Below are 11,939 nucleotides of genomic sequence, written 5' to 3' on the forward strand. Positions count from 1 at the left end.
GCATTTTAATTAAATGCCCTTTCTTTTTTTAGGAAGTTTGATGACCTCTGTAGCTGCTAACGTAAAAATAAAAGTTGAAACAAATTACCTTGAAGAACAATCATCAGCAGAAGATGAAAAGTATTTGTTCAGTTATACCATCACCATTATTAATCTCAGCGAAATCCCAATCACGCTAAAAGACCGTCACTGGATCATCACTAACGCCAATGGTGATACTAGCGAAGTCAAAGGGCCTGGTGTTGTCGGTGAAACCCCAACTATTGCTCCTGATACCGCTTATCAATATTCAAGTGGCACCGTAATGGAAACCCCTGTTGGCTTTATGGAAGGCAGCTACGGCATGGTGACCGAACATGGTGAGCCTTTTAAAGCTAATATTCCTACTTTTAGACTCGCGATTCCAGGTATTTTACAGTAGCACTATGGCACATTATTTTGTTGGCGATATACAGGGCTGTTTTGACGAACTTAAATTGCTGCTAGCAAAGGTAGACTTCAACCCAGCAAAGGATGAACTTTGGCCAGTCGGTGACTTAGTCGCTCGTGGCCATGGTTCTCTGCAAACGCTGCGTTATTTAAAATCCTTAGAAGGCAGCGCTAAAGTCACCCTTGGTAATCATGACCTCCATTTACTGGCTTTACACGGTAAGCTTAAAAGAGCTAATCCCAAAGATAACCTAGCTGAACTACTCGCGGCTGATGACATTTCTAACTTGATTGATTGGCTAAGACAACAGCCCTTGGTACAAACCTTACCTTCGCATAATATCATCATGACCCATGCAGGTGTGCCGCCGCAGTGGGATTTAACCACACTGCAAACTGAAGCGCTTGCTGTGAGCAATGCGCTAAAAGAGAATGATTATCTAAACTCTCTTATCGCAAAAATGTACACTGAAGCGCCTGATTTATGGGATAGTAAGTCTAAAGGGTTACCTAGATTAAGGTACTGCATTAATGCGCTGACGCGAATGCGTTACTTACATCCAGATGGTAGTTTGGATTTTGGATGTAAAAAGCCAATAAAAGATAAAAACTCAGGGTTAACACCTTGGTTTGAATTCGATTCAGAGCTTAAAGACAACCACACTTTAGTATTTGGCCATTGGGCCGCTCTTATGGGAGTGACTCAACAAGATAACGTTTTGGCATTGGATACGGGCTGTTGTTGGGGAGAATATATGACACTTTGGCATGCTGAAACCAATGAAAAAATAATTCAGCAAAAACTAAAATAATTAATAAATTGTTAAACTAATAATAACCTTAGCCGATAAAGCTAATAGATCTCACATGATCACATTACCCTGAGCGATCAAGAGATAAATTCGGGATAAAATAATAACAGCCGGAGTATGCTATGAAAATTAATGTTGCCACCAGAGTCATTGGCGGTTTTACTGTTGTAACACTTCTTTTAATCATATTGGGAGGTGTATCACTGCTTACCAATAGTACCATTAAAGATAGCACTACAACGTTGCAAAGAGTTAGCTTACCAGCCCTCACTGCAACGGGTGAATTAACCCAAAACTTAAGTGCTCAGCAAATTCAAATTTTATTTGGCTATTACACAGATCAGTCTGCACAAATCCCAGCTGTTGAGAAAAAGATCCAGACAGAATCAGCAGAATTCACTAAAACCTTGAATAAGCTGTCTAACCTCATCTCCGATAGACAAGAGTTTTCAAGTAATCTTTCGAAATTAAAATCTAGCTATTCAAGTTTTGATAAAAACAGCAAGCTCATGCTAGAAGAACATGAAAGCGCACTTATTAAGCATGAAACGCTTTTATCACTACGAAGTGACTTAGAAGATAGTGCAGATGAAGCATCGTCAATTCTGTTAGATCTGATTGATCTAGAAATGAGTGAAGATGCAACCGAGCAAAGTATTGCTGCAACAGCCGGCGTTGTAGACAGTACCTTTATCAATATTATCACTACGATTTATGACTTAGTTGCAGCAAAAGACAACAGCAAGTACAACGTAATAGTTAATGAGCTTGACTATATGGTCAGTGATACACGAGTTAAGATTGAACATATCAATCGTCAGGGGCGCGGTATCGTCAGTGACAATACCTTAAATGACTTGAATGCTGAAAGTGAAGCTGTCTTTAAATTAATTAACGACAATAATGGCATTATTGCTATAAAAGGGCAGCAACTGAGTCACGATCAACAAGCTGAAAAAATGCTCGCTGCTACCGATAAAGCCCGTTTAGATGTTAACGCTAAGATGATTAACTTAGCTAATAATATCGAAGGTTTTACAGGTGAAATCAGTGACAGCGCTATTCAAAACATCGACTCTGCAAGTTTGAAAACAATGTTTGTTGTCATTCTTGCCATTCTCGTTTCGATTGTTGTAAGTATTGCAGTGGTTAAACCACTGACTCGTTCATTAGCGAAAGTGAATCAGGCATTAAATATTCTCGCCTCGGGTGATCTAACTCATAAGCTTGATGACACGGGACATGATGAATTTGCAGAGCTTGCTAAAAACTGTAACAGTTTAGTCGATAGCCTACGAAATCTGATTGTTGGTATTCTAGACCGCTCAAACCAACTTGCAGCAGCAGCTGAAGAAACGTCTGCAATCACCACTCAAACAACCAGTGGTATCCAAGAGCAAAAGAGCCAAGTTGACCAAGTTGCTACAGCCACAACACAATTAAGTTCAAGTGCTCAGCAAGTGTCAATGAGCGCTGATCAAGCACTAGAGCAAATTAAACAGGCTGATGAAGAAACACAGCATATGCGCACAATTGCTGAAGAAAACAAACTAACGATTCTTGCCCTCGCTGATGAAGTTGCTAAAGCAGGTCAAGTGATTAATAAAGTTCATTCTGATAGTGCTTCTATTGGTTCAATTCTTGATGTTATTCGTGGTATTGCAGAACAAACAAACTTACTTGCACTTAATGCTGCAATTGAAGCTGCACGTGCAGGTGAACAAGGGCGTGGATTCGCTGTCGTAGCAGATGAAGTGCGAAGCCTAGCATCTCGAACTCAAGAATCGACAAGTGAGATTCAGCAAATGATTGAGATACTGCAGCAAGGTGCTCAACAAGCTGTGTCAGTGATGGAATTAGGTCGCTCACAAGCAAGTAGCTGTGTTGATAAAACAGAGCAAGCGAACTTAGCACTAGAAACCATTAGTCAATCGGTTCACAAAGCCTACGATTCTGGTAATCATATTGCTCAAGCTGCACAAGAGCAAAACCTTGTCAGCCAGCAAGTATCAGAAATGCTAGAACATATTGCCGCTATATCAGAAGAAACGGCAACGGGTGCAGATCAAACTGCGCAGTCAAGCCATCAAGTAGCAATGCTATCTGAAGAGCTACAAAGCTCTGTGGGTGAATTTAGAGTATAAACACCCAACTATCATCATTTAATCAAAAAGGCTCTTAGGAGTCTTTTTTAATACCTTAAATTCACTTTAAAGCTGACGTTTCGCCTGCAGCCACAACTTAACACTTCAGAGGATAAAAAAGGTTTTCAAAGAAGCATAAAGCAGATAAGAATAAAGCCGTTTACCACCACTTCTTTCAATTAATCTAATATCTGATTAGCTAGGCTAGTGAGTTTGTAACGCTAGATTGTTCAGTGAACAAACATCTATATCCAACATCTTTAAGACGGTTATTAATCATCAAATTAAAGCCATAAAAAAACCGCCATGATGGCGGTTTTTAGATTAATTGTTATTTGTACTAACGAAAGACGCAAATCAACAATTAATCTAGCTCGTTATGACGCAATACACTTTCTATTGCACCAAACCGTAACAAATGACTCAATACGTAAACTAACGTTTATTCACCACCGCTGATACGATCTTGAACTGCAGCAGTAATAGCACTTCCGCTATGACCATTTGCATTTGCCCAATCAAGAATGCTTTTACCGTCAGCTTCTGGTGTGCTTAAGTCACCGGCAGGAAGACGCTTTGCAATATACTCACCTACTTCTAATGAATTAGAGTTGTAAGCTGTTCTTAATAAGCTGTTACCGTCACAAGAAACACCAGTGTAAATATTGCGTAATTTTACGCGGCTTTCTTTCAACTTTTTACGTAAACGGTTTTTGTCATTAGATTTTACATAATCACAAATGTTTGCGACAAGTTGATCGGTATTCGCTTCGGCAGGGGTTGACACAAAAGATGCTGCAATTAGGGCTGCTAAGGCCACTGGCAATAAACGCATCTGACACTCCTTTTTAGGTATTTTTATTTTTGTACCTACCATCAAGGGTAAGTATCAATTCAGGGTAACACAGGACACAATTTAACATTATTTCACCAAAGTGTTAAAGCTATATTGCAATTGTGATTCATTTATCTCAACAACCTTCTCAGTTAATGTCCAGCTACCATCATCCCACTCAGGAAAAAAGGTGTCACCATCAACAGTTAACTCTATGAAGGTTAGATAAAGGGTATCGGCTAGCGGTAGAATTTCTTTATAGAGTTGTCCACCACCAATCACAACTATTTCCTCACAATCGCTAACAAGTTCTTTTGCTGCCTCAAAAGAATTTACGCAACTGACCCCTTCAGGCTGATAATCATTCTGACGAGTTATCACAATATTATGACGCCCAGGGAGTGGCCTTCCAATAGATTCAAAAGTCTTGCGCCCCATCACCACAGGTTTTCCTAATGTCATGGCTTTAAAGTGTTTTAAGTCTTCAGGTAAATGCCAAGGCATTTTATTGTCTTTACCGATAACACGATTATTTGCCATGGCGGCAATCATTGCGATGCGCATGTATAGTCCTTATAAATGCTTAAGAATTTAAATAATGGGTCGAGTGCGATAATAAACCAGTGATGGCATAGCCAGCCCCACCGCGATAGCACCCAGAATAAATACCGTTTTTAAGCCGTTAAAAATCACTAGCGAAGTTAAATCACTGCTTATTTGTTCTTGAACACTGAGTTGTACAATTGATATCAAAGTATTGTATGCGTATGTGCCAGGCACCATAGGAATAATGGCAGCAACAGAATACATAAGCGGAGGCGCTAAATGTTTCTTAGCAAAATGGATAGTCATCACGCCAACAAGTGCTGCTGCAGCAAAGGTTGCCCACTCAATAGGCATATCAAAGTGCATTAATAAAGATCGAAAGCTATGGCCAATGGCGCCAGCTAAACCACAGTAAGGTAAAAATCGCTTTGGAACATTAAACACCATTGCAAAGCCGATCGCTGGTATAGCAGAAAAGAAAGCATCATGGAGTAACTCTAGGAAGAGATTCATAGAAAAAACTCCCCTCCCAGTGCCATTGACAACGTAATCCCTATCACTGTAGACAGAGTTAACAACGTGGCATGTCCCCACCGGGATATTCCAACATTCATATGGCCTTTAACCATATCTGAAATAGCGTTAATCAAAGGAAAACCCGGCACCAACATTAGTACACTGGCTGCCATGGCTGTTTTAGGCGTATCAGTTATATCAATGACATAGCCAATCTGAGCGATTAATGTGGTGATGAAAGCGGTTATTGAAAAAATAATCAGTAAATTAAAATGCTTTTTAACTAATGACAGTCGTACTGACATCCCGACAGCTGAGGCGATAAAGGTAATGATACATGACGCGACATCACCACCAAATAAGTGACAAAAACTCGCACAAGATAGGCCTATCATGCCAATAACATACTTGGCTGGGTAGCTCCTCGGTTCAATTTTTTCTAAACGTCTTTTGACCTGCTTCGCGCCATAAATGCCCTTTTCTGCAAGTAGGCAAATTCGTTGCACCTCACACACAATCATCATATTGATGCCATGCTCTCTAATACGTCTTGTGGTAGTGATACAACGCCCATGAACTAGGCTGGTTAAAACGAGGGAGTTGGAGGAGATGGAAAGTTCGATACTGGCTAAGCCGAGGGCTTTGCCTAAGCGCTGGCTGATCTCTTCAACAAGATCAGATTCAGCGCCGTAAGCTAAGAGTAATTGCGCACTGCGTACCACAAGACGAGTGATATCATTTTGAGTTTCTGCGTACACTGGTCTCTCTTATTACCCTATTAATAACACCATAATAATCTAGGCGATTTTATCTCTCAATATTAACGTTGATAAATAATCTCTACATCATAATCATCTTCGTCAAAGTCATCATCAAAATCGTCATCATAATCTTCATTGACTGATTCAACGTTTGCTTGATGATAATTATCCCACTTGAATTCAACTTCATCTTCAGGATTTGCGAGTTCATCTTCTGCAGGAAGAGCAGAAATAAAGTCTAACAATTTCAGACTGAGGTCTTCTGTATTGGTACGGTTGAATGCCGACATAGTATAAATGTCGCCTTTCCAATCGATTTCCTTAACGATGTGCTCCATTTTCTCAGCAAGCTCATCTTCTTGAAGCAAATCTATTTTGTTAAACACTAACCAACGAGGTTTGGCTGCTAACTTTGGAGAGTACTTCTCAAGTTCAGCCACAATTGAGCGAGCAGATTCAACAGGATCGCTGCCATCAATAGGATCGATATCGATGATGTGTAATAACACACGACAACGCTCTAAATGCTTTAAGAATCGAATACCTAAACCTGCACCGTCAGAAGCACCTTCAATCAAACCTGGGATATCTGCGATGACAAAGCTTTGGCCTGGACGTGGGTTTACTACACCAAGGTTAGGTACTAATGTCGTGAACGGGTAATCAGCAACCTTTGGCGTTGCACGAGAAACTGAACGTATAAAGGTTGATTTACCTGCATTAGGTAATCCCAATAAACCAACGTCAGCCAATAGCAATAACTCAAGTTTAAGCATGCGTACTTCGCCTGCTGTTCCTAAGGTTTTTTGTCTTGGAGCGCGGTTAGTACTGCTTTTAAAGCGAGTATTACCTAAACCGTGGAAACCACCTTTAGCCACTAATAATTTCTGACCATGAGTGGTTAAATCACCTAGCAACTCTTCAGTTTCAAAATCCATTGCACGCGTACCTACTGGTACTTTTAATAACGTATCTTCGCCGCCATGACCGGTACAGTCACGACCACGACCATTCTTACCGCGTTCAGCTATATAAGAACGTACAAATCGAAAATCAATAAGCGTGTTCATGTTTTCGTCTGCGACTAAAAATACGTTACCGCCATCACCGCCGTCACCACCGTCTGGGCCGCCGTCTGGCACATATTTCTCACGTCTGAAGCTAACGCAGCCACTGCCACCGTTACCCGCTTCAACTTTGATTTTAGCCTCATCTATAAACTTCATACATACTCCTGACACCACTTAATGTGCCAATTATAACCTCAAAAGACTGAGATGTGCAGGGAAGCGTAGAAGATACAATCACCATAAATCGCTTACTGCAAAAAAATAACTATCGATGTGATACATCGAAATACTTCATTGAAGTTTAGTTAACTAAATTCAACAATGAGGTAAAAAACACAAAAGCCCCGCCAGAAGGCGGGGCTTTCAAAGACTGATTAGAGTCTAGAATTAAGCTTCGATGCTAATAAACTTACGGTTATTAGGACCTTTTACTTGAAACTTAACTTTACCGTCTGTTAATGCAAACAAAGTATGGTCACGACCGATACCTACGTTTACACCAGCGTGGAACTTAGTACCACGTTGACGTACGATGATGTTACCAGCAACAACTGATTCGCCACCGAAACGCTTAACACCAAGACGTTTGCTTTCTGAATCGCGGCCGTTACGAGTAGAACCGCCAGCTTTTTTATGTGCCATGAGTTAGACTCCTAAATTATGCGCTGATCGCAGTGATTTTAACTTCAGTGAACCATTGACGATGGCCCATTTTCTTTTCGTGATGCTTACGACGATTGAACTTTTGAATAGTTACTTTCTCACCGCGACCGTGGCTAACCACTTCAGCAACAACTTTACCACTAGCAACTAGAGGAGTACCAACGTGAACGTTCTCACCATCAGCAACCAATAATACTTGATCAAACTCTACAGTTTCACCAGTAGCAACTTCAATTTTCTCTAAACGAACTGTATGACCTTCAGCAACACGATGTTGCTTTCCGCCACTTTGAAAAACAGCGTACATAGCTATTTCACTCCAAATGGACTAACACTCCGATTCGTAATAGTAGATATCGGGTGCTAAAAACTTTTAATGACAATGGGCGCGGATTCTACGGCAAGATTAGCAGTCTGGCAAGCGTTAAATTTGAATCATTAAAAAAAGCTCGGTTTAACTCTCACTATCTAAGAACAAAAGCTGTCTAAGGCATGAAAATTAGTTAAAATTTGTTAATATACAATTTGAACCTTATATAGTGGGCAATATAATTTGCCCAATAGCCTAATAACTAGAGACCATTATGGATTTGAACGCCATTCGTCAACTAGCTGATAATGACATGCAAGCCGTCAATCAGTTAATTTACAAACAACTTGAGTCTGATGTTGCATTAATAAACCAACTGGGTTTTTACATTATCAATGGTGGTGGTAAGAGACTTCGTCCACTGCTTTCTGTATTAGCCGCTCGCGCTATTGACTATAAAGGTGAAGAACATCTTAAGTTAGCTGCCATTATTGAATTTATCCACACAGCTTCTTTATTGCATGATGATGTAGTAGATGAATCGACCCTAAGGCGCGGCCGCAAAACTGCTAATGCGCTTTTTGGAAATAGTGCTAGCGTACTTGTTGGTGACTTCTTATATACCCGTTCATTCCAGATGATGACTGAACTCGATAGCATGAAAGTGCTAAGAGTTTTAGCAGATACCACCAATATTCTTGCTGAAGGTGAAGTCTTACAATTAATGAATTGTAATGACCCTGAAACCACGGAAGAAAATTATATGCGAGTGATTTACTGCAAAACAGCTAAATTATTCGAAGCCGCGACCTTACTCACAGGTGTGATTGCAGATGTGAGTCAAGAACAGCAAACCGCATTAGGTGAATACGGTAAATTCCTCGGAACTGCATTCCAGTTAACCGACGACTTATTAGATTACACTGCTGATGCTGATGAGCTTGGTAAAAATATCGGTGATGACTTAGCTGAAGGCAAACCGACATTGCCATTGATTTACGCCATGGCACACGGTAACGACACTGCAAAAGCACTGATTAAAGAAGCCATTGAAAAAGGTGACGGCACTAAGGCTATCGATGAGATTGTTGCAGCACTCAAAGAATCTGGCGCGCTTGAATACACTAAACAGAAAGCAGACCAAGAAGCTGATAAAGCGATCGCAGCACTCGCTCCGATCCCAGATAGTGAATATAAAACAGCGTTAATTTCATTAGCTAAAATATCAGTTCAACGTAACAACTAATTTATAGCTGTTAAGTTTGCGATAAAAAATGCACTTCGCTTTCATTAGCCAAGTGCATTTTTATTATGTTCAAAAAATGTTTGTTAGGTTTACAGAGTATCTAGACCTGCCAATCAATCGGCATATTACCCTTCTGTGCCAGCAGTTGATTAACTTTTGAAAAATGCTGACAGCCAAAGAAGCCACGATAGGCTGATAAAGGTGATGGATGTGGCCCAGTTAGAACCTGATGCTGCGGAGCATTAATTAACTTGCCCTTCTTAATAGCATGAGCGCCCCACAACACAAATATAATAGACTCCTCACGTTCATTAAGGCATTGCATGGCATTATCGGTAAAAGTCTCCCAGCCAGCCTTTGAGTGTGAGTGAGCCTTACTTTCTTCAACCGTTAATACTGTATTGAGCAACAACACACCTTGTTCAGTCCAATGGGTTAAGTTACCGTGTTTCGGGATCTCAAAACCTGCAATATCTTGTTTCAGCTCTTTATAAATATTTACCAATGAAGGTGGCGTTTTCACTCCAGCTTGGACCGAGAAGCATAAGCCATGAGCTTGTCCTGCACCGTGATAAGGGTCTTGCCCGAGTATCACCACTTTAACCTTATCTAGTGGGGTTAAATCAAACGCATTATAGATATCTTCCGATGGCGGAAAGATGACTTTATCAAGTCGTCTTTGATTATCTAGAAACTGCTCCAGCGCGACAAAATACGCTTTCTTTTTTTCTAGTGCTATGAACTCTATCCAACTGTCCATCAGATTATTTACTCCATTGAATTGCCAACAATTCGCATAAAAATATTTTTTAACTTAAAATTAATTTCATAACAAAATAAAAAGGATGTTCGTTGATGCCCAAGAAACTGAACACCAGAAAGACATTTGGTTTTACCCTAATAGAATTAGTCGTTGTTATTATTATATTAGGCGTTATTGCCGTTATCGCATTACCCAAGTTTATCAATATTAAACAAGATGCTGAAGTTTCTAAAGTCCAAGGGACTGGCGGCGCTTTTTCCAGCGGTATTTCATTGGCTAACATGAAGTGGGCTGCGTTAGGAAATTCTGGCCCTGCTGATAATCTTCAGATTTTTGAAAACGCAGGTACTGATGGTCAGCTAGACATTAATCAATGGGGCTATCCGGCGCAAAATTGGCCTCCTTTTGAATCATCCCCGAGACTCAATAACACCAATGACTGTATTTCCGTTTGGGAGACTATCTTGCAAGATGCTCCTTCCATTACAACCAGCACTAGCCCTGACGACTCAGTTTACAGAGCCACTTATATCAATCCAGATCAATGTCGATATTTCTATAATCCATTAGCCACACTCTCAATCTATTACGACTCACGCAATGGTCAAGTGATCACAGATTCTGACCCGAATACGTAATTGCTACTTTATTCTGTCGGTAAAGTAGGTAGACTCTTGGCTAATTTTTAAATCATTGTGAGAAGATTTTCATGTCTGAAGAAAAAACAGAAACAACCATGTACCAATTAGCGGATCAATTTATTGCCCTGGCAAATCAACTTGGTCAAACTGAAAATGATATCGGTAAAGTCGGTACTGCGCTTCGCTTTGCTGCTGCGCGCTACAATGCCTTCGAAGCTGCAATCAAGTCTTCAGATTTAGAAGCAGAAAAAGAAAATGCCTTAAATTGGTTCTCTGATGAATACAAAGGCATGCTGAACGAAAACTTGAATGACCATATCAAGAACCCTCCAGGCGGACAAAAAGCCACAGAAGAAAAAGCTGATGATTCAGTGCAAGTCTTCAAAGGCTAATTGATAGACTTAATATACGAAAAAGCCATCTAACCGATGGCTTTGTATTTTTCGGCTAAACCAACCTTGTAACACTAGAACAAATTAATAATCACCCTAACTGCTAGTAAAATAAGCACTACCCCTGACAACTTATCAATTATCGCCGCCTTGTCGCGAAGCCGTGACAAAACAGGCCCGTGAGACAACACCACTGCAATAATCGTATACCACAAACCATCGACCACAAGCGGGGTTAGTACAATCAAAGTTTGCCCTGTAAGCGTTTCAGCCGCTATAACGAATTGACTAAATAGGGCGAGAAAAAACAGTAAGATTTTCGGGTTAAATAATGAAATTGCTAAGCCATCTCTCGCCGCTTGAAGCAATGAACTTGGCTCACCAGATTGCAGTTTTTGCTCCATGCCTCCTTTAGATTGAAGTGCTTGAAAACCCATCCATGCAAGATAAAGTGCCCCAACAACCGCAATGGCGTTAAAAATAATGGGTGATTTTTCTAAAACAACAGCCAGTCCTAATAACGTCACCAATGCATAAACGCCAATACCGATTGAGTGCGCCCAAGCACAAACAACGCCATGTAATCGCCCGCCTGACAAAGTATGCCTCAATACCATAGCTAAACTTGGCCCTGGTGACATCGCCCCTAAACAACAAATGGCTAGTAAACCTAACCAAGTACTAAACGCCATTACACTCGATTCCCATATTTTGCATTGTTAACTCTTTGAGTCTGTATGAATCAACTCATTAAAAGCCGTACGTTACCATGAATTTCTATTAACAACATTCATTTAACCTCAAATTAAGT

General features: G+C 40.4%; 15 protein-coding genes. 6 read left to right on the forward strand and 9 right to left on the reverse strand.

The genetic code is table 11. The annotated features are described in order from the left end of the window. Positions 1-40: 40 nt before the first annotated feature. From apaG to LMH66_RS01660, 3 genes are all read left to right on the forward strand, one after another. Positions 41-421 carry a Co2+/Mg2+ efflux protein ApaG gene (apaG, locus tag LMH66_RS01650; protein ID WP_229367989.1) on the forward strand — a complete coding sequence of 127 codons (381 nt, stop codon included), beginning with the start codon at positions 41-43 and terminating at the stop codon, positions 419-421. A 4-nt stretch (positions 422-425) separates the two neighbouring features. Then, a complete protein-coding gene (locus LMH66_RS01655) occupies positions 426-1,241 on the forward strand; it encodes a symmetrical bis(5'-nucleosyl)-tetraphosphatase (protein ID WP_229367991.1) in 816 nt (271 codons plus the stop codon). 122 nt (positions 1,242-1,363) lie between these two features. Beyond that, positions 1,364-3,385: a HAMP domain-containing methyl-accepting chemotaxis protein gene (locus LMH66_RS01660; RefSeq protein WP_229367994.1), complete on the forward strand. Its 2,022-nt coding sequence runs from the start codon at positions 1,364-1,366 to the stop codon at positions 3,383-3,385. A gap of 442 nt (positions 3,386-3,827) precedes the next feature. Here LMH66_RS01660 and LMH66_RS01665 read toward each other — a convergent pair whose 3' ends face one another. From LMH66_RS01665 to rplU, 7 genes are all read right to left on the reverse strand, one after another. Further along, entirely contained in the window at positions 3,828-4,220 is a 393-nt protein-coding gene (locus tag LMH66_RS01665) for a DUF3718 domain-containing protein (RefSeq protein WP_102529854.1), read from the reverse strand. An 87-nt stretch (positions 4,221-4,307) separates the two neighbouring features. Beyond that, positions 4,308-4,784 carry a type 3 dihydrofolate reductase gene (gene folA, locus LMH66_RS01670; RefSeq protein WP_102529855.1) on the reverse strand — a complete coding sequence of 159 codons (477 nt, stop codon included), beginning with the start codon at positions 4,782-4,784 and terminating at the stop codon, positions 4,308-4,310. A 27-nt stretch (positions 4,785-4,811) separates the two neighbouring features. Beyond that, positions 4,812-5,279 (reverse strand): threonine/serine exporter family protein, encoded by a 468-nt coding sequence (locus LMH66_RS01675; protein WP_229367998.1) that lies wholly within the window; start codon positions 5,277-5,279, stop codon positions 4,812-4,814. After that, positions 5,276-6,040: a threonine/serine ThrE exporter family protein gene (locus tag LMH66_RS01680; protein ID WP_229368001.1), complete on the reverse strand. Its 765-nt coding sequence runs from the start codon at positions 6,038-6,040 to the stop codon at positions 5,276-5,278. Before LMH66_RS01680 ends, LMH66_RS01675 begins: the two co-directional genes overlap by 4 nt. Before the next feature lie 62 nt (positions 6,041-6,102). Then, positions 6,103-7,269, reverse strand: a complete 1,167-nt coding sequence (gene cgtA, locus LMH66_RS01685) for an Obg family GTPase CgtA (protein ID WP_102529858.1) — start codon at positions 7,267-7,269, stop codon at positions 6,103-6,105. A 231-nt stretch (positions 7,270-7,500) separates the two neighbouring features. Further along, the gene (gene rpmA / locus LMH66_RS01690) at positions 7,501-7,755 is read right to left on the reverse strand and encodes a 50S ribosomal protein L27 (RefSeq protein WP_055024328.1); all 255 of its coding nucleotides are present in this window, start codon (positions 7,753-7,755) and stop codon (positions 7,501-7,503) included. Between the two features lie 16 nt (positions 7,756-7,771). Next, positions 7,772-8,083 (reverse strand): 50S ribosomal protein L21, encoded by a 312-nt coding sequence (gene rplU / locus LMH66_RS01695; protein ID WP_102529859.1) that lies wholly within the window; start codon positions 8,081-8,083, stop codon positions 7,772-7,774. Positions 8,084-8,360: 277 nt separating this feature from the next. On the opposite strand from rplU, the gene ispB reads away from it, so the two are divergent. Beyond that, positions 8,361-9,332, forward strand: coding sequence for an octaprenyl diphosphate synthase (gene ispB / locus LMH66_RS01700; RefSeq protein ID WP_102529860.1), 972 nt, complete (start codon positions 8,361-8,363; stop codon positions 9,330-9,332). Positions 9,333-9,432: 100 nt separating this feature from the next. Here the strand turns inward: ispB and ung are convergent, their stop codons facing one another. Continuing rightward, positions 9,433-10,092 (reverse strand): uracil-DNA glycosylase, encoded by a 660-nt coding sequence (gene ung / locus LMH66_RS01705; protein WP_229368003.1) that lies wholly within the window; start codon positions 10,090-10,092, stop codon positions 9,433-9,435. A gap of 95 nt (positions 10,093-10,187) precedes the next feature. On the opposite strand from ung, the gene LMH66_RS01710 reads away from it, so the two are divergent. Continuing rightward, the gene (locus tag LMH66_RS01710) at positions 10,188-10,733 is read left to right on the forward strand and encodes a prepilin-type N-terminal cleavage/methylation domain-containing protein (RefSeq protein ID WP_229368005.1); all 546 of its coding nucleotides are present in this window, start codon (positions 10,188-10,190) and stop codon (positions 10,731-10,733) included. A gap of 71 nt (positions 10,734-10,804) precedes the next feature. After that, a complete protein-coding gene (locus tag LMH66_RS01715; protein WP_102529863.1) occupies positions 10,805-11,128 on the forward strand; it encodes a DUF3144 domain-containing protein in 324 nt (107 codons plus the stop codon). A 74-nt stretch (positions 11,129-11,202) separates the two neighbouring features. On the opposite strand, the gene LMH66_RS01720 is transcribed toward LMH66_RS01715, so the two are convergent. Next, positions 11,203-11,820 (reverse strand): LysE family translocator, encoded by a 618-nt coding sequence (locus LMH66_RS01720; protein WP_102529864.1) that lies wholly within the window; start codon positions 11,818-11,820, stop codon positions 11,203-11,205. Positions 11,821-11,939 lie beyond the last annotated feature (119 nt).

Origin of the sequence: Shewanella sp. 10N.7 (assembly GCF_020806285.1) — a bacterium.
Classification (GTDB): domain Bacteria; phylum Pseudomonadota; class Gammaproteobacteria; order Enterobacterales; family Shewanellaceae; genus Shewanella; species Shewanella electrodiphila.